Annotated in this window: 20 protein-coding genes and 1 pseudogene; 8 read left to right on the forward strand and 13 right to left on the reverse strand. The window is 62.2% G+C overall.

Going from position 1 to position 22,503, the window contains the following annotated elements:
- Together J3485_RS21490 and J3485_RS21495 are read right to left on the reverse strand one after the other, a co-directional pair.
- Entirely contained in the window at positions 1 to 1,056 is a 1,056-nt protein-coding gene (locus J3485_RS21490) for a type II secretion system F family protein (RefSeq protein ID WP_206956344.1), read from the reverse strand.
- Positions 1,053 to 1,958 carry an ATPase, T2SS/T4P/T4SS family gene (locus J3485_RS21495; protein WP_309477068.1) on the reverse strand — a complete coding sequence of 302 codons (906 nt, stop codon included), beginning with the start codon at positions 1,956 to 1,958 and terminating at the stop codon, positions 1,053 to 1,055. Before J3485_RS21495 ends, J3485_RS21490 begins: the two co-directional genes overlap by 4 nt.
- Positions 1,959 to 1,972: 14 nt before the next feature.
- On the opposite strand from J3485_RS21495, the gene J3485_RS21500 reads away from it, so the two are divergent.
- The gene (locus tag J3485_RS21500) at positions 1,973 to 2,611 is read left to right on the forward strand and encodes a DotA/TraY family protein (protein WP_206956346.1); all 639 of its coding nucleotides are present in this window, start codon (positions 1,973 to 1,975) and stop codon (positions 2,609 to 2,611) included.
- Between the two features lie 60 nt (positions 2,612 to 2,671).
- Here J3485_RS21500 and J3485_RS21505 read toward each other — a convergent pair whose 3' ends face one another.
- Positions 2,672 to 3,577, reverse strand: a complete 906-nt coding sequence (locus J3485_RS21505) for a LysR family transcriptional regulator (protein ID WP_206956347.1) — start codon at positions 3,575 to 3,577, stop codon at positions 2,672 to 2,674.
- Positions 3,578 to 3,732: 155 nt separating this feature from the next.
- Here J3485_RS21505 and J3485_RS21510 point away from each other — a divergent pair, with 155 nt between their 5' ends.
- Both J3485_RS21510 and J3485_RS21515 read left to right on the forward strand, forming a co-directional pair.
- Complete coding sequence (locus J3485_RS21510) at positions 3,733 to 4,689, forward strand: hydroxymethylglutaryl-CoA lyase (RefSeq protein WP_206956348.1); 957 nt, start codon at positions 3,733 to 3,735, stop codon at positions 4,687 to 4,689.
- Positions 4,686 to 5,849 (forward strand): CaiB/BaiF CoA transferase family protein, encoded by a 1,164-nt coding sequence (locus tag J3485_RS21515; RefSeq protein ID WP_206956349.1) that lies wholly within the window; start codon positions 4,686 to 4,688, stop codon positions 5,847 to 5,849. The genes J3485_RS21510 and J3485_RS21515 overlap by 4 nt, the downstream gene beginning before the upstream one ends.
- 12 nt (positions 5,850 to 5,861) lie before the next feature.
- Here the strand turns inward: J3485_RS21515 and J3485_RS21520 are convergent, their stop codons facing one another.
- The 7 genes and pseudogenes from J3485_RS21520 to J3485_RS21550 all read right to left on the reverse strand — a co-directional run bounded on the left by J3485_RS21520 (position 5,862) and on the right by J3485_RS21550 (position 12,437).
- A complete protein-coding gene (locus tag J3485_RS21520; protein WP_206956350.1) occupies positions 5,862 to 8,795 on the reverse strand; it encodes a bifunctional diguanylate cyclase/phosphodiesterase in 2,934 nt (977 codons plus the stop codon).
- 236 nt (positions 8,796 to 9,031) lie between these two features.
- Positions 9,032 to 9,418, reverse strand: coding sequence for a VOC family protein (locus J3485_RS21525; protein ID WP_206958263.1), 387 nt, complete (start codon positions 9,416 to 9,418; stop codon positions 9,032 to 9,034).
- 47 nt (positions 9,419 to 9,465) lie between these two features.
- Positions 9,466 to 9,855: pseudogene (locus tag J3485_RS21530) on the reverse strand (TetR/AcrR family transcriptional regulator); the annotation flags it as partial.
- 80 nt (positions 9,856 to 9,935) lie between these two features.
- Positions 9,936 to 10,397: a DUF1801 domain-containing protein gene (locus J3485_RS21535; protein ID WP_206956352.1), complete on the reverse strand. Its 462-nt coding sequence runs from the start codon at positions 10,395 to 10,397 to the stop codon at positions 9,936 to 9,938.
- A 110-nt stretch (positions 10,398 to 10,507) separates the two neighbouring features.
- Positions 10,508 to 11,035, reverse strand: a complete 528-nt coding sequence (locus tag J3485_RS21540; RefSeq protein WP_206956353.1) for an SRPBCC family protein — start codon at positions 11,033 to 11,035, stop codon at positions 10,508 to 10,510.
- Positions 11,032 to 11,373 (reverse strand): ArsR/SmtB family transcription factor, encoded by a 342-nt coding sequence (locus tag J3485_RS21545; protein WP_206956354.1) that lies wholly within the window; start codon positions 11,371 to 11,373, stop codon positions 11,032 to 11,034. The genes J3485_RS21540 and J3485_RS21545 overlap by 4 nt, the downstream gene beginning before the upstream one ends.
- A gap of 110 nt (positions 11,374 to 11,483) precedes the next feature.
- A complete protein-coding gene (locus tag J3485_RS21550) occupies positions 11,484 to 12,437 on the reverse strand; it encodes a LysR substrate-binding domain-containing protein (protein ID WP_206956355.1) in 954 nt (317 codons plus the stop codon).
- Between the two features lie 63 nt (positions 12,438 to 12,500).
- Here J3485_RS21550 and J3485_RS21555 point away from each other — a divergent pair, with 63 nt between their 5' ends.
- Positions 12,501 to 13,403: a DMT family transporter gene (locus J3485_RS21555; RefSeq protein ID WP_206956356.1), complete on the forward strand. Its 903-nt coding sequence runs from the start codon at positions 12,501 to 12,503 to the stop codon at positions 13,401 to 13,403.
- Positions 13,404 to 13,606: 203 nt separating this feature from the next.
- A complete protein-coding gene (locus tag J3485_RS21560) occupies positions 13,607 to 15,166 on the forward strand; it encodes a methyl-accepting chemotaxis protein (RefSeq protein WP_309477069.1) in 1,560 nt (519 codons plus the stop codon).
- Positions 15,167 to 15,187: 21 nt separating this feature from the next.
- Here the strand turns inward: J3485_RS21560 and J3485_RS21565 are convergent, their stop codons facing one another.
- Entirely contained in the window at positions 15,188 to 16,897 is a 1,710-nt protein-coding gene (locus J3485_RS21565) for an acid phosphatase (RefSeq protein ID WP_206956357.1), read from the reverse strand.
- Between the two features lie 238 nt (positions 16,898 to 17,135).
- On the opposite strand from J3485_RS21565, the gene J3485_RS21570 reads away from it, so the two are divergent.
- Together J3485_RS21570 and J3485_RS21575 are read left to right on the forward strand one after the other, a co-directional pair.
- Positions 17,136 to 17,681, forward strand: coding sequence for a DUF1697 domain-containing protein (locus J3485_RS21570; RefSeq protein WP_206956358.1), 546 nt, complete (start codon positions 17,136 to 17,138; stop codon positions 17,679 to 17,681).
- 110 nt (positions 17,682 to 17,791) lie between these two features.
- Positions 17,792 to 18,598, forward strand: a complete 807-nt coding sequence (locus tag J3485_RS21575) for a COG4705 family protein (protein ID WP_206956359.1) — start codon at positions 17,792 to 17,794, stop codon at positions 18,596 to 18,598.
- A 36-nt stretch (positions 18,599 to 18,634) separates the two neighbouring features.
- On the opposite strand, the gene J3485_RS21580 is transcribed toward J3485_RS21575, so the two are convergent.
- On the reverse strand, positions 18,635 to 19,393 hold the full coding sequence (locus tag J3485_RS21580; protein WP_206956360.1) for a helix-turn-helix domain-containing protein: 759 nt from the start codon (positions 19,391 to 19,393) through the stop codon (positions 18,635 to 18,637).
- Positions 19,394 to 19,674: 281 nt separating this feature from the next.
- On the opposite strand from J3485_RS21580, the gene J3485_RS21585 reads away from it, so the two are divergent.
- Positions 19,675 to 21,525, forward strand: coding sequence for a M24 family metallopeptidase (locus J3485_RS21585; protein ID WP_206956361.1), 1,851 nt, complete (start codon positions 19,675 to 19,677; stop codon positions 21,523 to 21,525).
- A gap of 60 nt (positions 21,526 to 21,585) precedes the next feature.
- On the opposite strand, the gene J3485_RS21590 is transcribed toward J3485_RS21585, so the two are convergent.
- Positions 21,586 to 22,476 carry an alpha/beta fold hydrolase gene (locus tag J3485_RS21590; protein WP_206956362.1) on the reverse strand — a complete coding sequence of 297 codons (891 nt, stop codon included), beginning with the start codon at positions 22,474 to 22,476 and terminating at the stop codon, positions 21,586 to 21,588.
- Between the last annotated feature and the right edge of the window lie 27 nt (positions 22,477 to 22,503).

Raw genomic sequence — 22,503 nt, forward strand, 5'->3', positions numbered from 1 at the left:
TCACATCGTTCCCATCGAGGAAGATAGGATCGAAGAAATCTCATTGGTGCCGAGCTGCAGCACGAAGAAGGCAAAGAACATCAAGCCGGAAAAGAACGCTGAAATCAGCACGCCTTTGAACATCAACTTTCTTTCCAGCGTTTCGGCGTATTGCCGCGCGACGACTTCCATCTTCTCCGGGAAATCCGGATAACCGACATAGGCGCCGATCTCGTCGATGAGATCGAGCGAAGGAAACTCATAGCCCGAGCGCCGCATCGCCGCATCCATCTTCAAGCCGTTCTTCAAGCCGCCGAATATCGGCCGCAGCCGGGATGCTTGCCAGGGCGTCGACGTCAGGATCTGACTGGTCAGCGCTTCGGTATCGGATACGCCCGCGCGCAACAGTGCGGCAAACGAAAGCAGCCATGCAAAGCCTACGATCTCGCGATAAACGGAAAACGCCATCACGTATTTATCGAATAAGGCTCGCCCCGGCATCGCTTGATGGCCCGTCCATCGGGGTAACGACCACCAGGTCAGCGCCGCACAGATGATTAGGAGTGCAAACAATATTGGTCCCGTCCAGCCGACAGCGAACTGGCCCATGACATACAAGGCATAGGCCCAACCGGTCCACTTGCTCAATGGCACCGCGGCCGTGAACTGCGGGACGATGTAATCGCCGATCACGAAGAGCACCGCATACAAGGAAAATAGATACATCATGGGGGCGAAGAAGCTGGCCTGAAGCTTTCGCCGCATGCGCGCGGTTCGCTCGCGAACGTCGAGGATGAGGCGCATCGCATTGGAGAGTTGGCCGGTTTTCTCTCCGGAAGCGAGCACGCCGCGTTCGAGGTCGGTCAGGCTGCCGATCATCGCTTGAATGAGCGTTTCACCGTCGATAACCTTGCGCCATACGCGGTGTGCGGCCTCCGCCGCGTGCGTTCGTCCGCGGCGATTGAGCCGGTCACGATAATCGGCGAGGATCTCTGTGAGCGTACGGCCGTTGTCGAGCTGGTTGGACGCCTGCTCATACAGCCTTTTGCGCGATGACCAGGACAAGCGCGAACTCATAGTTCCTCCGTCTTTGCGTCGAGTTTGTGTACATTTCGATGAACGTCGAGCGGATCGACATAGCCGGCGAGGACCAGATCGATCGCGTTGGCGAGCATCGATTTGTCGGAGCCTTCCTTGCGGCGATGATTGCGCCGGGCGACGAGCAGGCCGTGCGTGAGGAAGTCGCTCATGAATGCTTCATCGGTGATGACGATTTCGGCGACGGCTTGCCGCCCGCTGATCTTGTCGCCGTGGCAAGTTGCGCAGCCGAGGCCTCGCACGCGCACTCTCGACATGTCGCCCCACGTACGCAGCGCATCGACCATGTAGGCAGGCAGCGCGTCGCGGGCTTGATGCAGCGGAACGCTGCAATGAGGGCAAAGCACCGGCACCACACGCTGCGCGACCATGCCGACGATCAACTCGTGATCGCAGATTTGCGAGCGGGCCAGGCGTTCGCGGTCGAGCATTTCCAGGCGAGGGATCGATTTGTAGGCGTCGGTGACGTGCAACGTCGTCCAGACGAAGTGCCCGGTCATGGCGGCTTGAAGGGCTGCGACGGCTTCGTCGGCCGCGCGGATTTCGCCGAGCAGGACGATGTCGGGGTCCATCCGCAGCGTCATGCGTACCATGTCGCGAAAGTCTTCGCCGTTGGCGGCCAATGCGATGGCCCAGGGCTGCGGATATTCGGGCGGATCCTCGATCGTGATCTGCCGTGCCTCCGGAAAGATCTGCGCCTGGTACTTCATGAGCTTGAATAGTGTCGTCGTTTTACCGCTGCCGGTCGGGCCCGTCACGATGACGACGCCCATCGGTAAACGGACGAGTCGTTCGCATAGATCGAGTTGCCGCGCCGTCAGGCAAGAGCGCAACGGGGGCGACGGGTAGCGGGAGCCCGCCCGCCACTTCGCTCGTCGCACCGTTCGTCATCGCAATGGCGGTCACCTTGCTGTTTTTCGGCGTGACGCTGTCCGTCTATTTGCCGATGTTGCCGTTCATCGTTTGGTTCGGCGGCGTTGTGTCGTGGTTCATGGTGGTGGCGGAGGCGATGGTGGCATCGCCACTATGGGCGATGACGCACCTCGATGGCGACGGCGAAGGTCTCGGGCAGCGCACGCAGCACGGTTATGTGTTCTTGTTGAACGTGATGCTGCGTCCGGTGGTCATGGTGTTCGGCTTTTTGCTGGCAGGCGCAAGCGTGATCGTGCTCGGCGGCTTGCTCAATACGATGTTCGGCGTGGCGATGGCGAACGCTCAGTTCGGCTCGACGGCTGGAATTGCCACCCTCATGGGCTTCGTCGTTCTTTACGTGGGCATGTGCCAGACGCTGTGCAATTCGGCATTCAGCCTCGTGCACGTGCTGCCCGATAATCTGTTCTCGTGGATCGGCGCGCAGATGGCGTCGGCGCGTACCGGGTTCGGCGAAGGGGTCAAGCAAGGTTTCGACACGCAGATGAACCAAGGCAGCGGCGACGGTCATTCGCTGGCGGGCACGGCGCGAAGCGGTAGGGGGGCGGGTTCTTCGACTTCGCCGGGAACTGGGCCGGCGCGAGTCGGTGCGCCCGGCGAATGATGGATGCGGCAGATGCAATAGGCGAAAAGCGCGCCTGCTTGCTCCTCTGCAGCGCCCCGCCTACGTTTGCCGCCCCCGCCTCGTCAAATGATCGACGAGCCGCTGCGCGGCCGGCTGCAATGCTTCGTAGTCCTTAAAACAAATCGCGAATCGTCGCGCGGCCCAATCATCGGTCAGCGGCACGACTTTCATGTCGAAGATTTGCGCATAGGTGCGACCGACTTCGGCCGGCACGACGCTGATGCCGAGATTGGCCGCCACCAATCGGAACGTCGCATCGAACGTCGAGACGATCATGCGATATGACACGCTGCGCCCGATCGCCGTCGCGGCGCGCCGCAGCATCGTATGCACGGCCGTGGAAGGCGGCATACCCACGTGCTCGAAATCGAGCGTTTGTTCGAGCGAGAGCGAGGCATGACGCGCCAGCGGATGGTCGGGATGCACGGCCAGCGCGAGGTGGTCTTGCCCATAGGGGCAATGCGTTAGCCCTTGTAGGTCGAGGTTGTCCCAGCACACACCGATCGACGTTTCGCCGTCGCGCACGCGACGAACGATTTCGAGCGAAATGTGTTCCTCGACGCTGACCTTGACGTTCTCGTGCTCGGGCTGCCGCATGAACGCGGCGATATCGTCGAGCAGTGTCTCGGCGATAGCCGATGCGGAAGCGCACACTGTCACGCTGCCGACTAGCCCACGTTTGAACCCGGCGACGTCGGTGACGATCCGCTCCATCGTAAACAGCGCGCTACGCGCATGCTCGAGCAGAACGATGCCCGCCGGTGTCGGCTGCGCGCCTCGGCGCGCTCGCACGAGCAAGGGCACACCCAGATCGCTTTCGAGCTGCGCAATGCGCTTGCTGATTGCCGACGGCTCGATATGCATTTCTTCGGCGGCGCGCGCCATATTGCGGTGATCGCACACGGCTACGAACAGGCGCAGTGTTTTAAGGTCGATGTCGCGCATCGGATGCTCGGCTCGGTGTGGTAGGTTTTATGGGTTTCCGATCAGGAATGCTTCCGCTTCCAAAATAACGCTTGATGGTTTGGCGGGAATGTCTAAAGTTAGCAAGCGGAGAGCCGGCGCGCAAGCCGTCGGCCGCCAAACAGGAGACAGGGTTCATGACGCCGTTCCCATCGCGTGCCGTCATCCGAGAAGTCGGATTGCGTGACGGCCTGCAAAGTATCGAAACGATTCTGCCCATCGAGCTCAAATGCGAGTGGATTCGGCGCGCCTACGACGCCGGTCAGCGCGAAATGGAAGTGGGTTCGTTCGTTCCCGCTCGATTGCTGCCGCAATTGGCCGATACGGCCGCGGTCGTCGAATTTGCCCGGACGCTGCCGGGCCTCGTCGTGTCCGTGCTCGTGCCGAACTTGAAGGGCGCCGAACGCGCGCTCGAAGCGCACGCGGATGCCATGCTCGTTCCGCTTTCGGCGAGCCACGCGCACAGTCTCGCGAATTTACGTAGGACTCCTGACGAAGTCGTAGCCGAGGTCGCACGCATGCGCGCGGCACGCGACGCAGCGGGATCGAAGACGCGGATCGAGGTCGGCATCAGCACGGCGTTCGGTTGCACGATCCAGGGCGAGGTGCCGCACGATGAAGTGCTGCGCTGCCTGCAAGCGGTGCTCGATGCCGGCGCCGATCACGTCGGTTTGGCCGATACGGTCGGCTATGCCGGGCCAGGTGCCGTGCGCGCCTTGTTCGAGAAGGCGCGGCGCGTTGCGGGCGAGCGGCTTGCATGCGCGCATTTCCACGATACGCGCGGGCTTGCGCTGGCCAACGTTTATGCGGCGATGGAAACCGGCATCGCCCGCTTCGACGCATCGCTGGGCGGAATCGGCGGTTGCCCGCATGCGCCGGGGGCGAGCGGCAATGCATCGACCGAGGATCTTGCATTCATGCTCAGCGAGATGGGTATCGAAACCGGAATCGACATCAAAGATTTACTCGCGCTGCACGCCGATCTCGCGCGATGGTTGCCGAACGAAACGCTGCATGGCAGCTTGTCGCGTGCCGGCTTGCCGAAGACCTTTACCGTTCGTTCGTCCGACGATTTTGCGGCCGCCCTCCGATGAGCACGGTTTCCTCGCTTCCGCTCGACGGTATCCGCGTCGTCGAATTCACGCACATGGTCATGGGGCCGACGTGCGGCATGATCCTCGCCGACCTCGGGGCCGAGGTCATCAAGATCGAACCGCCAGGCGGTGACAAGACGCGCCGTTTGCCTGGCCTCGGGATCGGATTCTTTCGCACGTTCAATCGCAACAAGAAAAGCGTCGTCATCGACATTGCCACGCCGGCGGGCCAGGCCGCGGCCGTCGATTTGATCGGCGAGTGCGACGTGGTGATCGAGAACTTCCGGCCAGGCCTCATGCGTGAGTTCGGGCTCGATTACGAGACATTGTCCAAGCGCTATCCGCGGCTCGTCTATGCCGCGCACAAGGGCTTCTTGCCGGGACCCTACGATAAACGGCTCGCACTCGACGAAGTCGTGCAGATGATGGGCGGCTTGGCTTATATGACGGGGCCGGTCGGGCGTCCGTTGCGCGCGGGTGCGTCGGTGAACGACATCATGGGCGGCATGTTCGGCGCGATCGGCATCTTGGCCGCGCTGCGCGAACGCGATCGCACGGGGCGCGGGCAAGAAGTGCAGAGCGCGTTGTTCGAGAACTGCGTGTTCCTGTGTTCTCAGCACATGCAGCAATATGCAATGACGCATCAACCGCTGCCGCCGATGCCGGCGCGTGTCTCGGCGTGGAGCGTCTACGACGTGTTCGCGCTTGCACAGGATGAGCAACTGTTCATCGGCGCGGTCAGCGACAAGCAATTCGTCGCGCTGTGCGGCGTGCTCGAACGCGACGATCTTGCCGCCGATCCTCGCTTTGCGAGCAACGCTCAGCGCGTGGCCACGCGCGCCGAATTGATTCCGCAATTGGCCGGCAGCCTGAAGCTTCAGCGCGTCGATGCGCTGGTGCCGAAGCTTGAAGCCGCGGGGATTCCGTATGCGCCGATCGTGCGGCCCGAGCAATTGTTGGACGATCCGCATTTGAAAGCGAGCGGCGGGCTCGTGCCGATGACGACCGACGACGGCGGTACGACCGATGTCGTTCTGCTTCCGTTGGCGATGGGCGGGCGGCGCCCCGGCGTGCGGCATGCGCTCGCCAAGATCGGCGAGCATACGCAGGACATTCTGGGGCGATTGACGGGGCAGGCGAGCGCGAAAGGCGAAGCGTGACCTTCTATCCCGTCAGCGTGCGCCGCTCTCTACGTCCACGGGCGCCTCGACATGCGTATGCGGCGTCAAATAGCGCGGCAGCAACGCGATCTCACGTCGCGGCAGCGGCTTGCTATAGAGAAAGCCCTGCGCGACCTCGCAACCGTAAACGTTGAGAAAGGCCGCTTGCTCCATCGTTTCGACGCCTTCGGCCACGACGCGATGTCCGAGGCAGCGAGAGATGGAGAGAATCGCCTTGACGAGCTCGGCATGGCGACGATCGGTGGTGACCTTTTGCACGAAGGTCCGATCGATCTTGAGCGTATCGATCGGAAAGCGAGTCAGATAGCTGAGTGCCGAGTAGCCGGTGCCGAAATCGTCGATTGCGATCGATAGTCCCATGCGCTTGAATGCGGATAGCGCGTGGCCCACCGAATCGTCTTCGTCCAACAGTAAGCTCTCGGTGATTTCGAGCTCCAACCATTCTGGCCGGCAACCCGTTTCGGCGAGGATCTTCTCGACGGTCGCCACCAAGCCGCGCGCCTGAAACTGTCTCGGCGACAGATTGACGGCGACAGTGTGGGGCGGGCCGCCGGCGGTATTCCATTCCGCCGCGGCACGACAGGCCTCGCGCAGCACCCATCGGCCGATGTCGACGATGAGGCCCGTTTCTTCCGCGACCGGCACGAATTGATCGGGCGGAATAAAGCCGAAGCCCGGCCGATTCCATCGCAACAGCGCCTCGGAACCGAGTACTTCGGCATCGCGGAATGCTACTTGAGGTTGGTAGTGCAACTCGAGCTCGCCGCGATCGATGGCGCGGCGAAGATCCGCTTCGAGCAGTAGGTTCGCCGCGGCTTCCACGGTCAAATCGTTCGTATAGAAGCGGAAACCTTGGCGGCCCGAGCGCTTGGCCAAGTACATCGCCGAATCCGCGTACTTGAGCAGATCGTCGGCATCGGTGCTGTCGATCGGATAGAGCGCCATCCCGAGGCTGCACGAGATGAATACTTCCTTGCCGTTCAGTACGAAGCGCTCGCCGAACCGTTTGATGATCGTTGCCGAGATCTGTTCGAGCGTGCGGCGGTTGCGAACATCGGGCAGCAGCACGGCAAACTCGTCGCCGCCGAAGCGCGCGACCGTGTCGCCGGGACGCACGCTCTCGATCAGGCGTGCCGCCGCCTCGCGCAGCAGTTCGTCGCCGACCGCGTGGCCCATCGTGTCGTTGACGCTCTTGAAGCGATCCATATCGATCATCATCACGGCCGTCAAGCGATCTTGCGCGAAGGCAGGCGTGAGCCGGCGCAGCGCTTCGTTGAACGAGGTGCGATTCGGCAGCCCTGTCAGCGCATCGAAATACGCCATGCGATGAATCTTTTCTCGCGACGCATGCAGCTCGGTGATGTCGCGCCCCACGGCAAGCACGGTTTCCACTTTGCCGTCGGGGCCGAGTTCCGGAGTCAGCCGGATCAATTGGCATAGCTCCTCGCCCTCGGCGGGTTGCCATCTCAACTCGAACTGTCGATCGCTTCCGGTGACGAACACCTCGGCCAGTTCGCGCTCGTAGAGCACGGTATTCGGTCCGCCCGGATACTCCGACGGCGTCTTGCCGAGCAATGCTTCGACCCCGCCAGCCGCAAGCGACGCGAAGGTGGGATTGACGTAGAGGCGTCGCAGATTTCTGTCGTAGCGGGCGACCGTATCGGGCGAATGCTCGACGAGGGTTCGGAACTCGCGCTCGCGCCGAGCCAGCGTTTCGTCGAAACGCCGGCGCTCGGTGATGTCGCGCGCGACGGCCAGTACGCCCGTCACCTCGCCCTGCGCATCGAATACGGGAAGCCTGCGCATTTCCAGCAAGATGCGCTCGCCCGTCGCGGGGCTGACCACCCATTCGTCGTTGACGCAAATACGCATCGCATCGATCGCCGCGCGTTCGCGCTCGCGGAAGAAGTCGGCCAATCCTGGGTCGAAAAAATCGTAATCGGTCTTGCCGAGGATTTCTGTTTTCGACTTGCCGACGAACCGCTCGACCCCGTGATTGCAGAGCGTAAAGACACCGCTCGTGCTCTTTAGCCAAACCATATCGGGAATGGTATGGAGCACGTTCATCAGGCGCGCGCGCGCTTCGGACAGTTCGCGCGCTTTGTCCTCGAGGCTCCTGTTCAGTTGCAGAATCTTGTCGTATTGCGTCCGCAACTCGACTTCCGCGCGTTTGCGCTCGGTAATGTCCAAAATCGCGCCGATGATGCCGGCCTGGCGGCCTTCGGCATCGTGAAAAACGGCTTTGCTGTACTCGACGTCCCGGTCTTCTTTCGATGCGTTCCTGGCCTTGTATTCGTAGCGCTGGATCCCTTCGTTTGCGAACAGCTCCTCGTCCATGGCGAGATAGATGGTCGCCAGTTCGGGCGGATTTACCTCGAATACGGTCTTGCCGACGAATTGTTCTTTCGGGATGCCCAGAAAGTCTTGAAAGGCTCGGTTGAGTTGAAGATAACGTCCCTGCCTGTCCTTGGAGAAGACGGGGATGGGAATCGTATCGAGCAGCGATTCGAGGAACGCTTCCCGGTCGCGCAGTTTCGCTTCGGCGCGCTTGCGCGCGGTGATGTTGAAGCAGAGCGCCAGCACGCCCGGATCGTGGTCTCGAACCGGATCGGTCACGAGCTGCACCAGGTAGTGTTCGCGCTGCGCGGTGGGCAGCCCGTCGAACGTCAATTCCAGTTCGCGCGTGATGCCCGTGGCCGCCACTTCGCGAATGGCGTCGAGATACCGCTGGAGCGTGGCCTGCGACAGCAGTTCCGATTCGGCGAGCACGACCCGCGAGCCGCCGAATAGGGCGCTCATCATGGTCGTGGCCGCGCGGTTCATGTAGCGCCGCTGGCCGCATGCGTCGTACCGGATCACGGCGACATGCAAATCGCCGACAGGCACGCGGTATTCGTCTTCGTGGTCGATCTCAGGGTTTTCCATGCCATCAGACAGACTGTTTGTGCACGCATCGCCGCCCAAGGCTCTGAATCCTGGAGTCGGCCGTATCGTCTGCGCGCGCGGAGGCGTGCCAACAGCTTGTATAACGGCTGGGGGTAGGGAAATCTGAAGCGCGGGATTGCCCTGAGCATGTCGAGCATCGGTCGGGCGGCGACACCGCCCGAATGGCCCGAATGGCCCGAGCAACCTGAGTGCCGCAAAGCGGCGCGGCCGCGATGTCAGTTGTCGAACGTTCCTTGATACTCGGGCGCGGCGTCCGTGCGGGTATTGATTTCGAACATCAGTCCGCCGGGTTCTCGACAAAAGAAACGCGAACCGCAGCCGTTGTTGAATATGTCCGTTTCCATCTCGACGCCTTCCGTCTTGAAGCGCTCATACAACACGCGGACTGCGGAAAGATCCGGCAATTCGAATCCAAGATGAAAGTTTTGCGGCCATTGGGGGATGGGGGTGCTGACGTGTTCGATCACGACGTCGAAACCAGCGCGTTTGAGGATATACGATTGCTCCCAGGTTCCGGCTATGGTGAAGCTCAATTGCTCTTCGAAGAATTTCGCGGTTACGGCCGTATTGGCGGAGGGAAAGCTCAAATGATTGAGCTTCATGGTGTGGGTAAAAGCAGTCGTCGTCCGTCTCTCGTTGAGTGGCGGCAGCGCCATGCCGTCCGGCCTTCTTCGATGTCGCGCGATCTGGCCAGCATGGGACGCTGCAACTGCTGGCGCACCGCGGCGCCGATCAGATATTCCAGTGCCGCCTTGCCGCTTCGCTGGGTCAGCGCGACCGCCATGTCGTCATAGAACCGCTTCGTTTCGCGTTGGATGAGCGCGACCGTCAGGGCGTCCTTGCCGGGGAAATATTGATAGAGCGAACCGATGCTGACGCCGGCGCGGCGCGCGACGGCGTTCGTGTTGAATCCCTCGAATCCTTCGCTTTCGAGTATCTGCGCCGCGGCCTCGACGATCGATGCGACGCTCTCTTCCGAGCGCATTTGCGTTGGCGCTTTGCGGGGCCGGAATTGCTTTTGAGGTGACCGTTCGCTCATTGTCGTTCATTCGACGATAAGACAATAAAGCGGTACGCGTTGCGCCGCCGAGGTTTCTGTTTTGCAAGCGTGCATGCCGTTCATTGCTTGGCCCGCTTCGGCTTTGCTTTTGCCTTGGCACTCGCTGCATTGAGGGCGACGGCCTCGCGCACGAGCGCCTTGAATGCATTCGCGTCGATCTCTTCTCCCTCGTGGATGTCGATGGCGCGTCTGACATTGCCATCGAGGCTCGAGTTGAAGAGCTTCGTCGGATCTTTCAGCGAGGCGCCCTTGAAGAACGTCAATTTGATGATCGACTTGTACGACTCGCCCGTGCAGATGATTCCGTCGCGCGACCATATGGGCGTACCCATCCACTTCCATTCTTCGATGACCTCGGGTTCGGCCTCCTTGATGAGCGCTCGCATTTTGCTCAAGGCTTCGCCTCGCCAGTCGCCGAGGTGGGCGATGCGTTCATCGATCAGTTCGGACGCCGGTTTGCCTTCGGGCTTGCTTTCCTGCTTGCTGTCCGGCTTGCTTTCGGTCGCGCTCGATTTCTTCATGTTTTTATCAACTTAAATCAATCTACGGGGGCGTTTCGCACAACCGGACGCACACTGCTCGCGCCCGGCGCTTTCGATGTTGCTGTATCGGTCTCGGTTTTCGCCGATGCTCAGAGGCCGAATTGCTTCGCGTACTCGGTGTTCAGGCGTTGCCATTCGAACTTCATCGCTTCACCGCCAACAATACGCCCGATGGGCTCCTCGCCGACGAACCGGTCGAGCACGTCGAAGCAAATGTGCCAGCCGGCCGCACCCATCGCAATGAAGCCGCGATCGATGTTGTGCCAGAGCGTGAGACGTGTGCCGTCACCGCGCGGCTCGAGCGTCCAACGCAGATCATTGCTGCCCCAGCGGTATTCAAGCAAGTGGGGCGCGTCGGCGCGGGTTACTTCGGTTTCGCTGACATTCGGCGTCGGCGTGCCGACTGTCGAGAGTTTGATGGGGCCGACGGCGGCGAGGCTTCGATCGGCATCGAACGGCGCCCATTCGCGCAGGCTGACCGGATCGGTCAACGCCTTCCACACTTTCTCGGGAGCGTGGCGCAACTCGCGAACGACGACGAGCGTCCATTTTTCGCCATCTTTGCGTACTTCTGCGCCGGCGGCCGAGCCGGGCTTGTATTCGTCACGTTTGCTCATCGTCTCTTACCTTTTACTTTTTTACGGGGTGGAGGATTCGTTTCATCGAGATGGCGTTCGAGTGCATCGAGATGGACGGACCAGAATTGCCGGAACTGCGCGAGCCAGGCATCGACCTCCATCAGCGGTTCGGGTCGGATTCGATACAAACGACGCTGCGCATCGATGCGCGACTCGACGAAGCCCGCTTCGCGCAGCACGCGCAAATGTTTCGACACCGAGGGCTGCGAGAGGCTCAATTCCTGCTCGATGTCGCCCACGGAGCACTCGGATATTGCGAGCAGGCTCAGGATGGCGCGGCGGCTCGGTTCGGCAATGACGGCGAAGGTTGATTCCATGCAGTTAATATACTTGCAAAGGTATATGAACGTCAAGGCATTCTAAGGCCGAGGCTCGACTGTGTTTGGCGTCGGTCCCCTGGGTCTACGGTGCGTGCCTCATGGAAGGCCTAACCCACAGCACGTTGAGAACGCGTCTTCCCCTGCGCGGACGCCGACGCGCTTTGCGCCGCCGCCTGCATGAGTCGGCAGACGAAATCGAGCACTTCCGGCCGCGCTTCGCGTTTCGCCGTCAATACGTAATAGGCGAGCGGAGACCCAACTTCGAATCGGCCGATGCGTACCAGTCCGCTTCGCGCGAGCCATCGATTCGAGAACGGTTCGCGCGCGAGTGCGATACCAAGGCCTGCCTGCGCGGCAGACAGCACCACGTTGTAATCCTCGAATCGCCGATCCTGCGGCCGCGGTTTCAACGCGATGCCTTGCGCCGCGAACCACGTGCGCCACCCGGTGAGGTCGGAATCGTGCAGCAGCGGCCAATCGAGCAACTGAGCGCTTTTGCGCGCGCTGAGTTGAGCGGCGATCGCGGGCGCTGCCACGGGATACAGCGTCTCGGGAAACAGCCGTTGCGAATCGAGACCGGGCGAGTAGCCTCGGCTGCAACGCACGGCGACGTCGGCTTCGCCCGCGGCCACGTCGGCATTGCGGTACGTGACGTCGAGGGCGACCGCTAGCGGTTGCGGCCCCGCTTCGAGCGCAGCCAAGCGATCGAACAGCCAAAGCTGCGCAAAGGCGGGCGTGACGCTGACTTTGACGATGCGCGGCGGCCGTGCGGGGCGCCATTGATCCGACGCGCCGTCGATGATCGAGAACGCTTGATCGATGCGACTGACGAGCCGCTGCCCGTCCGGCGTCAAACGTACGCCGCGCCCGTGGCGCTCGAAGAGCGGGTATCCGAGCCAGTTTTCGACGGCGCCGATGCGACGGCTGATCGCGCCGTGCGTGACGCCCGTTGCCAGCGCCGCCGCACTGAACGAGCCTTCGCGTGCCACGACGCAAACCGCTTCGAGGCTGGCAAGCGGCGGACGTGACGACGGACGCAAGGATGATGTGCTGTGTTTCATATTCACATCTTGCTGTTGATTTGTGCGCTAGCTTAACAGCTCGAATCGACCGATGATCTCTCCATGAATACATCAGCCCCTTCCACACGCTTCTTCTCGTCCGCCACGGCAGGATTGGCCATGGCGGCGGTCGCCTTTACCATCGTCGCTTGGGCCAGTGCCTTTCCGTTCATTCGGATCGGGCTGCACGGCTTGACGCCGCTGCATCTCGCGGCTGCGCGTTTCGCCACGGCCGCGCTGCTCATCGCGGCATGGCTGGCGTACCGTCGGCCCAAATTACCGAAGCCGCGCGATGGGCTGCGCTTCGCGTCGTGCGGCTTGTTCGGCATTGCCATCTACAACGCGTTGCTCAATACGGGGGAGACAACCGTCGCGCCCGGCGCAGCGAGCTTCATCGTCAACGCGATGCCGATTTTCACGGCGCTGTTCGCGACGATGTTTCTCGGTGAGCGGTTCAATCGCTGGGCGTGGCTCGGCTCGGTATTCAGCTTCGCCGGCATCGGGGTCATCGCCAGCGGCCAGGCGGGCGGGCTCGTGCCGGGTGCGGGCGCCAGCCTCATCTTGATCGCCGCGATCTGTTCGGCCGCGTTCATCGTCATGCAGCGGCCCTTGATTCCGGTTTATGGCCCGCTCGCTTGCACGGCCTATACGTTGCTGGCCGGCGCACTATGGCTGGCGCCATGGCTACCCGGCGCGCTGGCCGAACTGTCGCGCGCATCCGGACAGACGATGCAGGCCGTGGTCGTGCTCGGCGTATTTCCCGCCGCATTGGGCTATGCCACGTGGGCTTACGCGCTCGGCTATTTCGGCGCGGCCCGTGCCGCAAACTTCTTGTACTTGGTGCCGGCCGTCGCAACGGCATTGTCGATCGTGTTGACGGGCGAGCACCTTCACTTGACGACGGTGACGGGCGGGCTCATGGTCATTGCGGGTGTCGCCTACGTGGCTTGGCGCGGGCGGCGGTGATGGAGCGGAAGCCGGAGCTATTGGCCAATGGACCTGACGTCTGATATTTTTTTAAATGCATATTGAAAAATGATTGGCACTCCGAACTAACCCCACCTGTGGAATTGCGTTTTCGCGCCGTTAATCAGCGAGGAACCATTTGTTGACGACGTGCCGAGCGCAACGCCTAACCGGCGAGCATCGGCTTTGCCTGTGGGGGAAGAGTGGATCGTCTATCGCTAAGTAAGAAACTGGGATTGGCCTTGCTCGTGATGTGGCTCGGCCTGTTGTTCTTCGGCGGGTTCGCCGCGCTGCAAACGCGCGAGACGATGTTAGCGGGACGTAAGGCCGCGATCCGCAACATCGTGGAAGCCGGCGTGAGCGTGGTCGCGCAGTTTCAGCAAATGGCCGAGCGCCACGAAATCTCGGAGGACGAAGCCAAACACCGCGCGATGGCGCGGCTGGCCGCGATGCGCTATCCCGGCAACGGCTATCTGTTCATTACGAACGGAAACACCGTCGTGATCATGCATCCGGTGCTGCCCGCTCTGGTCAACAAAGACCAAAGCAACTACAAGGACGTCAACGGCAAGTACTTGTTCGTCGAAATGCTGAAGGTGGCAAGGGAAAATGGCTCAGGCTACGTCGACTACATGGCACGGCTGCCCGGCAAAACGACCGAAGTGCCGAAGATCTCCTATGTCAGACGCTTCGAGCCTTGGGATTGGTACGTCGCATCGGGCGTCTACATCGACGACATCAATGCGGCCTTTCGCGTGCGCCTGCTCGATTATCTGCTGACCATTCTCGTCATCGGCAGCATCAGCTCCATCGCGCTCGTCATGATCATCCGCAACGTCCAGCGCAGTCTGGGCGGCGAGCCCGCTTACGCGGCTTCCGTTGCCGAAACGATCGCCGACGGCGATCTGACGCAGGACGTCATCGTGCGCGAGGGCGATCGCGGCAGCATGGTGCTCGCGATGCAGCGCATGCAGCATCGGCTGGCGGAGACGATGCATCGCATTCGCGGCGGCACGGATACGATCAAGGACGCCGCGCAGCAGATCGCGGCCGGCAATCTCGATTTGTCTTCCCGCACCGAAGAGCAAGCCGCATCGCTCGGCGAAACGGCGGCGAGCATGGAGCAGTTGACGGCGACGGTCAAGCAGAATGCCGACAACGCGCGTCAAGCCAATCAGATGGCGGCCGATACGTCTCGCATCGCGGGCGAAGGCGGGGAGGCGGTGCAGCAGGTCGTAGCGACGATGCAGAACATCGCGGCGAGCTCGACGCGCGTCGTCGACATCATCTCGGTCATCGAAGGCATTGCGTTCCAGACGAACATCCTCGCGCTGAACGCGGCGGTCGAGGCCGCGCGCGCGGGCGAGCAAGGCCGCGGTTTCGCGGTCGTCGCAGGCGAAGTGCGCAACCTCGCGCGCCGCAGCTCCGAAGCGGCCAAGGAGATCAAGGGGCTCATCGAGGAATCGGTCGGCAGCGTCGCGAGCGGCAAGACGCTCGTGGAGAGCGCGGGCAGCAAGATGCAGTCGCTCGTGCATTCGGTCAAGCGGGTGACCGACATCATCAGCGAAATCTCGGCGGCATCTGAAGAACAGAGCCGCGGCATCGAGCAAGTGAACATCGCCATCGCACAGATGGACCAGACGACGCAGCAGAACGCGGCGATGGTCGAAGAAGCGGCCGGAGCCGCTCAGTCGATGCAGGAGCAGGCGCGTTTGCTCGCGGACGTGGTCAGCACGTTCCGCGTGCAAGGCGTCACGCGCTGACCTAAGGCGCGCTGACCGAAGTCAACCCAAGTCGAGCGCGCCCGTCAAGTCGCCGGGCGGCGCCTCGCCGCGCTCGGCGAACGCGCGATTGCGCGCCGCCACGCCATCGAGCGGATCGAGGCCGTGGACGCGATCGATGAAGCGCAGGATCGAATTCGTGTCGTAGAACGTGTGATCGACGAAGCCCTTCTTCGCGAACGGTGCGATCACGAGTGCGGGAATGCGCGAGCCAGGGCCCCAGCGATCGCCTTTCGGCGGCGCGACGGGGTCCCACCATCCGCCGTTTTCATCGTGGGTCATGATGATTACGGTGTCGGCCCATTGCGGCCCGTTGCGAATGCGATCGATGACGTGCGCGATATGCCGGTCGCCCGATTCGATGTCGGCGTAACCGGCATGCATGTTCAAGTTGCCCTGAGGCTTGTAGAACGCGACGGCGGGCAAGCGGCCCGCGTCGATATCGGCAACGAAGCGGTTCGTCGAGGCATCGTTGCCGAGTCCCGCATCGCGCAGATGCCGCTCGCGCGCAGGCGTACCGGGCGCGAATTGAGCGAAGTAATTGAACGGCTGGTGGTGATATTGAAAATCGGGCGTCATGCCGGTGTCGCGGTGCTCGAGCGCGTATTGCCAGGCGCCGCTGTACCACGCCCAATCGACGCCTTTCGCCGATAGGCGGTCGCCGATGGTGGCGTAGCTTTGCGGCGGCATGACGCGTGGATTCGCTGGGTCGGCGAAAGCGCGATTACCACCCGGCGCCGGTGCGACGTAGCTCGGCTGATAGGGCGGCGCCATCGTGTTGACGGCGTATCCGTCCGGCGTGAATAAGCCGTCTCGCACGAATTTGGGCGGCCCGTCGAGGGCGGATCGCTTGCTCTCGGGCGCGAGCTCGAGCCGCGTGCCGAGCGGGTCGTCGCCTTCGAGCACGGAAACCAAATGCTTGGCGGGGCTCGTTTCGATGTTCGGATAGAACGGCGCCTGCGCGGCAATCAAGAAGATGTGATTGAGCCAGGAGCCGCCGAATGCGGCCATGAAGAAGTTGTCGCACAGTGTGTATTGCTGCGCGAGATTCCAAAGCTTCAGCGTGTGTGCCGAATTGCGGTAATGGCCCATTACGAGGCCGCCCGAATCGGCCCAGGCGGCGAACTGATCGTTGCGCCCGCCGTTGATCTGCATTTGATTCTGATAGAAGCGGTGCCACAAGTCGCGCGTGATGACGGCGTTGGGCAGCGGCTTGCCTCGCGCATCGGCCACGACGAACGGCCGATTCGGCAAGTGCGTAATGTCTTCTTGGCCGATCATGTAGCGCGTCATGCCGATTTGCTGCGCTTGCGGCACGAGGCCGCCCCAGATCTTCGGCAGATGCGGCAGCGGCGTCGTGCCGTCGCGATCGAGCTGCAAAGACGCGGCGGCGACAGCGCTGTCGATCGGCGCACGCACGCCGGGAAAATGGCCGTAGAGGTTTGCGAAGCTGCGATTCTCCGCATAGATGACGACGATATGGCGCACGCGCGCGTGCAAGGCAGCGTCGATTTTCTCGTCGGCCGCCGTTCGCGCGATCGTGCCGCCGCGTTGCGCCGAGTTTCCCGCCGTGGTGCATGCGGGAAGGGCAAGCCCGATCCCTACCGCGGCGAGGCCACCGAGCAGGCGGCGGCGTTCAGGACTTTGCGGCCGATCGGCATCGTTCGATTCCGGCTCCACGTGTTGCGGCACATTCGGCGTTTCGTCTTGCATCGGCTTTTCTCCGTCTCTGGTTGCGCGTGCGCGCGTCGGCCCATCGGGATAGATGCGCGTTGGTTGCCGCCGCGGTGCGCGGCCCTCATCGATACGGGTGATAGGGCGACATGTTAGCGCGACGCCGCGACGATTCGGCTTTTACGGGCTGCTATCGGATTGCATGGATTGCATGGCTTGCCGACCGCCGCATCCGCGTTATCCTTCCTGACTTCCCACTATCGCCAGGACCTTTATCGTGCCTCGATACGTTGCCTTTCTCCGCGGTGTCAGTCCGATGAATGCAAAGATGCCCGAATTGAAGCTCGCATTCGAAGAGGCGGGATTCGACGAGGTCAAAACGGTGTTGTCGAGCGGGAATGTCGTGTTCCGATCGCGAACGACATCAGGCGCTGCGATCGAACGCAAGGCGGAAGCCGCGATGCAGGCTCGGCTCGGGCGTACGTTTCTGACGATCGTGCGCGATACCGATCATCTGCAAGCCATGCTCGATGCCGATCCTTACGCGCCATTTGACCTGCCCGCCGGCGCAAAACGCATCGTCACGTTTTTCCGCGAGGCAGCCGAGCACGCGGTATTGCTGCCGCTCGCGTTGGACGACGTCACCGTCTTTTCGATCGACGAGCGCCATGCATTCGCAGCGTATGTGCCGAGCCCCGCGACGCCTGCGTCGCTGACCTTGATCGAAAAGACGTTCAGCAAGAGCGTCACGACGCGAACCTGGGACACCGTGCGCAAGTGCGTGGCCGCTTCGATGGGGACGAAACTCACCGGCAAGCGGTAGGTGATGGGCGGTGGGCGGTCGGCATGTGCGTGCAATGCCGATAAGGATGCCTTAAGCAAAGCTGCCGATAATGCGGCGCATTCGCAGAACTCTACTTAGGAGAACGCAGAATGACCGTACGCAGTTCCCTGGCCGTGCATCGAGAACGAGAGACATGGCTCAGTAAAGTGCCGGAAGCGGCCGCTGTTTTTTGGCTCATCAAGATTTTGGCGACGACCGTCGGCGAAACAGGCGGCGATGCGCTTTCAATGACCTTGCAGCTCGGCTATGCCGTCGCGACGCTGATCTTTTTAGCCTTCTTCATCGTGACGCTCGCGATTCAAGTTCGCTCGCGCAGCTATCATCCGGCGGCCTATTGGGCTGTCGTCGTTGCAACGACGACCGTCGGCACGACGACGTCGGACTTTCTCGACCGCACGGTCGGCCTCGGTTACGTCCTATCGTCGGCACTGCTGTTGCTTGCCGTGTTGATCGTGCTCGCGCTGTGGCGTGCCGTTGCGGGCCGTATCGAATACGACCGCATCGTCAAGCCGCGCGACGAGGTGTTCTATTGGGTCACGATCCTCGTGTCGAACACGCTCGGCACCGCGCTCGGCGATTTCGCGGCCGATAGCGCGGGGCTCGGCTTCGAGCGCGGCGCGCTCGTGTTTGCGGGCCTGCTCCTCATCGTTGCGCTCGTGTGGCGTCTCTCGCGCCGCGTTCCGGTGGGTGTGCTGTTTTGGGCAGCGTATGTACTGACGCGTCCGCTCGGCGCGACGCTCGGCGATACGCTGACCAAGCCGATCGCGCAAGGCGGGCTGAATTTGAACCGCATCGCCGCCTCGCTCGCGATCCTCGCCGTCATGGCTGCGGTGATCGTGCTTCAGCATGTTCGGCGCGACGACGTGCGGCGCGCGGCGGTGTCGGCGCCCGAGTGATTCTGGCGCGGCGATCAAGCGGCGTGCCTGCCGGCATTACCGCTTGCCGCTCTTCGGGCGAGCGGTTTTCGTAGACACCGCCACGTTCGGCTTTGTTGTCGTTTTCGCTTTTGCCGGTGCTTGCTTGCGTGTCGCGCGCGGTTTCGCCGGCGACGGCGCGGCCGCTTTCGTCTTCTTGGCCGCTGCCGCCGTACTACGGGCCTTCGGTGCGCGCGCGAGGGGCACGAATTGCGCGTGGTCGTCGTCGAACAGTTGCAACGTGCCGACGACGATGAGCTCGGCCGGCCCCGGTCCGAGATTGACGACGCGGTGCCGATGCTCTGCATTGAAATGCAGCGAATCGCCCGCCGTCAGTTCGTAGTCTTTTTTGCGCAGCGTATAGCGCACCTTGCCGGACAGCACATAGACGAATTCGTCGCCTCCATGCGCGACCCATTCGGAGCTGTAGCCTTCCAGCATTTGCACTTTGACGGCGTTGAGCAGACTGCCGTCGAACGTCGTCGAAAGCCGCTCGTAGCGCTGCCGCATCGGGCCGACCCGGTACGATTCGCGTCGCCCTTCGCGCGAATCGGGCTGTGCTTGACGAGGATGTTCGAGCAGCGTGCCGAGCGGCACGTTCAGCGCTTTCGCGACGTTGACGAGCGACGAGATGGAAATGCCGGTCAGGTTGCGCTCGACCTGCGATAAGAATCCCACCGACAAGCTCGATGCCGTTGCCACTTCGAGCAGCGTCATCTTCGATTCCCGGCGCAGCCCTCTTATGCGTTGGCCGATGTGGGTGATATCCGAATCCATGAATCCTCTAGACGGAGCGTGCCGAAAACGCCGGCGGTTCGGCGTGCTTGGACATGCTGCGGCCGGCACACCGCTTGCCGGTTACATCCGCGTCCATACAGGTTGTCCGGCAACCGAAAGCGCGCATTGTACCGCGCCATGCCGGCGCGAACGCCGCTGTTGCCGCCGCGCGTTTTTTTAGTCCCATCAAAATTTTAGCTTGACGTAAATTGACCTCGACGGTAGCTTTCGCTAGGGGGCAGGCACGAACGCTGCAGGCATTGACCGAACGAGCAGATCCGATGATCGATCGACTTCAATACAACTTTTCCGATCTTCCGTCCTACGAACCTTCGGTAGCCGCTACGCACGCGCGTCTCGACGCGTTTCTCGAGCGCATCGAGATCGACGCGCTCATCGTGACGTCGCAAGACGAATTCATTAGCGAATACGTGCCGCGCCGAAATAGCCAGCGTTTCGCCTTGTCGGGCTTCGACGGCTCAGCGGGATCGGGGATCTTTCTGGGCAAAGCTGCGGCGGCGCGCATCGGTGTGCCGTGTTTCGTGCTGTTCGTGGACGGCCGTTATCACCTGCAAGCCGAGGCGCAGTGCGACACGGCGCACGTGCAACTCGAAAAGCTCGAACTCGGCGTGCCGATTTGGTCGGCGCTCGTGGCATGGTTGTCGACGCATGCGAGCGCGCTGCGCTCGGTCGGCTACGACGCGCTTCGTATGAGCGTTGCGCAGCGCGATCGTCTGTTCGAGGATACGCAACATAACGCGCTGCGTTGGACCGGGTTTGCCGCGCGTGAAGTCGATCGTGCGATCGCGCTGCCGGGCTGGCAAGTGAAGCGGCCGATCTTCGAATTGCCCGAATCGACGACGGGTCTCGCTGTGGCGAGCAACATCGCCGAGCTCAACGATCGTTTGCGTCGGCATCTGGGCGAGGCCGATGCATGCATGTGCTGGCTCACGTGCGCGGCCGACGACATCGGCTACTTGCTGAACAGTCGTGGCTATCACATGCCGAACGCGTCGTCGCATCTCGGCTACTTGTTCGTGGTCGGCGATCAAGCCGCGCTGTATTTGCCCGAGGGCTGCGAGGGCTGCCCGGTCGAGCTCGATGCTTATCCGAAATTGCAGGTTTTTCGAAACGATCTCGGCGCGCTCGGCCGCTTTCTCGCGCTGTTCGATGTCGATTACATCTGCTACGGCGCCGATTTCATCAATTGCGCGATGCCCGACGCCTTACGGCGCGTATGGGCGAATGCGCATCACGTGAACTTCAGCCCGGTCGAATCGATGCGGGCGTCGAAGACACCGCAGGTGCTCGGCCAGTTCCGCGATGCGTTCGCGCGCAGCAGTGCCGCGATCGCGCAGACGATGCGCTGGGCGAAGTATGGCGAGCCGGGGCAGCGACATTCCGAGTACGATCTCGCGCGCAAGATCAACGATGCTTATGCCGCGCGCGGTGCGGTGGGGCTCTCGTTCACGACGATCGCCGCGCATGGCGCCAACAGCGCGTTGGCGCACTACGCGGCGGCGAGCCGCGACATCGCGTTGGAGGACGGCGAACTCGTGCTGCTCGACAGCGGCGCCTATTACGAGGGCGGCTTCGCGACCGACTGCACGCGCGTCGTATTGCGCAAGACCGACGCCGCGACGCACGCGCAATCGTGGCAGCGCGAGATCTATACGACCGCGCTCAAGGCATGCATCAAGGGGCTCGTTACGCGTTTTCCGGCGGATTTCACGGGGCAAGAAGTCGACGAGGTGGTGCGCGAGGTCTGCCGCGCGCGCGGCTACGACTTCAATCACGGCACCGGGCACGGCGTCGGCATCCACGTGCATGAAGGCGGCGTGCGGTTCGCGCCGGGCTCGCACTACGCGCTCGTGCCCAATGCCGTGATCTCGGTCGAACCGGGCATCTACGTGGCCGACAAGGGCGGCGTGCGGATCGAGAACATCGTCGTGATCCATCCGGACGAGAACGAGCGCGGAACGGTTGAATTCGAGAATCTCGTGACGGTCGGATACGACTGGGATTTGATCGACCTCGAGATGCTCGATGAAGCAGAGCGGTCCTACTTGCGCGATTACGAGCGGCTTTGCGCCGAACTCGGCAACAGCGTGACCGCCTGCCCGCTTCTGTAGTGTTTGCGATGGCCGCTAGGGCGACGTGAGCTGTCGCGGTAGCGGCGCTACCGGCCGTGATTATGCGGCGTCGTCGAGCGACGACAAGAAGCGGCGCGTGTGCATCGCAATTTCATCGCAGGCCTCGTCGAGTGCGAAGTGGCCCGCCTCGAGTAAATGCACCTGTGCATCGCGTACGTCGCGCCGATACGCATGCGCGCCCTCGACCATGAACGACGGGTCGTGCTTTCCCCATACCACGAGCATCGGCGGCTGATAGTCGCGCATGTATTGCTGCCATTGCGGATAGCGTTCGACGTTCGTTCGATAGTCGTAAAAGAGCTCCGTTTGAATGTCGATCTGCCCGGGGCTCGAGAGGAACGCGAACTCATCGTGCCACGCGTCCGGATCGTATCGCTCGGGATTCGGCGTATGGCCGATATGCCGCAGTCGAGTCGCATCGAACGAGAGCAGGTTCGCGCGCAATGCGGCTTCGTGCCGCGATCGATCTGCCCAAAATGCCTTGCGCGTTTCCCACAGCGGCCCGAGCCCCGCGTCATGCGCCACTGCGTTTTGCACGACGATCCCGCGAATGCGCTCCGGTTGGCTTTGCGCCATGCGAAAGCCGACGGGGCCGCCGTAATCCTGCACGAACAGCGCGAAGCGATTGATCTTCAGCGTATCGACGAAGCGCGTCATGATTTGCGCGAGATGATCGAATGTGTAGACGAATTCGCTGGGCGGCAACGCCGAGCTGTGACCGAAGCCCGGGTAATCGGGCGCGATGAGGCGGAAGCGATCGGCAAGCGGCGGCAGCAGCGTTTCATACATCCGGGACGACGAAGGAAAACCGTGCAGGAGCAGCAGAACGGGGGCGTCTTGCGGGCCGGCTTCCCGGTAGAAGATGTTCAGTCCGTCGACGTTGACAGTTTGATATCGGATGTTCGAGCGAGTCCAATTCGAGGTATTCATTTCGTTCTCCTAAGTGTGTAGGTATGG

It is taken from the genome of Trinickia acidisoli (assembly GCF_017315725.1).
GTDB lineage: Bacteria > Pseudomonadota > Gammaproteobacteria > Burkholderiales > Burkholderiaceae > Trinickia > Trinickia acidisoli.

What these genes read in the sequence shown, in the direction of transcription:
- J3485_RS21520 (WP_206956350.1), bottom strand. Translation starts at nt 8,795, where the DNA reads ATGGAAAACCCTGAGATCGACCACGAAGACGAATACCGCGTGCCTGTC.
- J3485_RS21585 (WP_206956361.1), top strand. Translation starts at nt 19,675, where the DNA reads ATGATCGATCGACTTCAATACAACTTTTCCGATCTTCCGTCCTACGAA.
- J3485_RS21575 (WP_206956359.1), top strand. Translation starts at nt 17,792, where the DNA reads ATGACCGTACGCAGTTCCCTGGCCGTGCATCGAGAACGAGAGACATGG.
- J3485_RS21545 (WP_206956354.1), bottom strand. Translation starts at nt 11,373, where the DNA reads ATGGAATCAACCTTCGCCGTCATTGCCGAACCGAGCCGCCGCGCCATC.
- J3485_RS21540 (WP_206956353.1), bottom strand. Translation starts at nt 11,035, where the DNA reads ATGAGCAAACGTGACGAATACAAGCCCGGCTCGGCCGCCGGCGCAGAA.
- J3485_RS21505 (WP_206956347.1), bottom strand. Translation starts at nt 3,577, where the DNA reads ATGCGCGACATCGACCTTAAAACACTGCGCCTGTTCGTAGCCGTGTGC.
- J3485_RS21550 (WP_206956355.1), bottom strand. Translation starts at nt 12,437, where the DNA reads ATGAAACACAGCACATCATCCTTGCGTCCGTCGTCACGTCCGCCGCTT.
- J3485_RS21555 (WP_206956356.1), top strand. Translation starts at nt 12,501, where the DNA reads ATGAATACATCAGCCCCTTCCACACGCTTCTTCTCGTCCGCCACGGCA.
- J3485_RS21510 (WP_206956348.1), top strand. Translation starts at nt 3,733, where the DNA reads ATGACGCCGTTCCCATCGCGTGCCGTCATCCGAGAAGTCGGATTGCGT.
- J3485_RS21515 (WP_206956349.1), top strand. Translation starts at nt 4,686, where the DNA reads ATGAGCACGGTTTCCTCGCTTCCGCTCGACGGTATCCGCGTCGTCGAA.
- J3485_RS21500 (WP_206956346.1), top strand. Translation starts at nt 1,973, where the DNA reads ATGGCGGTCACCTTGCTGTTTTTCGGCGTGACGCTGTCCGTCTATTTG.
- J3485_RS21580 (WP_206956360.1), bottom strand. Translation starts at nt 19,393, where the DNA reads ATGGATTCGGATATCACCCACATCGGCCAACGCATAAGAGGGCTGCGC.
- J3485_RS21565 (WP_206956357.1), bottom strand. Translation starts at nt 16,897, where the DNA reads ATGCAAGACGAAACGCCGAATGTGCCGCAACACGTGGAGCCGGAATCG.
- J3485_RS21590 (WP_206956362.1), bottom strand. Translation starts at nt 22,476, where the DNA reads ATGAATACCTCGAATTGGACTCGCTCGAACATCCGATATCAAACTGTC.
- J3485_RS21490 (WP_206956344.1), bottom strand. Translation starts at nt 1,056, where the DNA reads ATGAGTTCGCGCTTGTCCTGGTCATCGCGCAAAAGGCTGTATGAGCAG.
- J3485_RS21525 (WP_206958263.1), bottom strand. Translation starts at nt 9,418, where the DNA reads ATGAAGCTCAATCATTTGAGCTTTCCCTCCGCCAATACGGCCGTAACC.
- J3485_RS21535 (WP_206956352.1), bottom strand. Translation starts at nt 10,397, where the DNA reads ATGAAGAAATCGAGCGCGACCGAAAGCAAGCCGGACAGCAAGCAGGAA.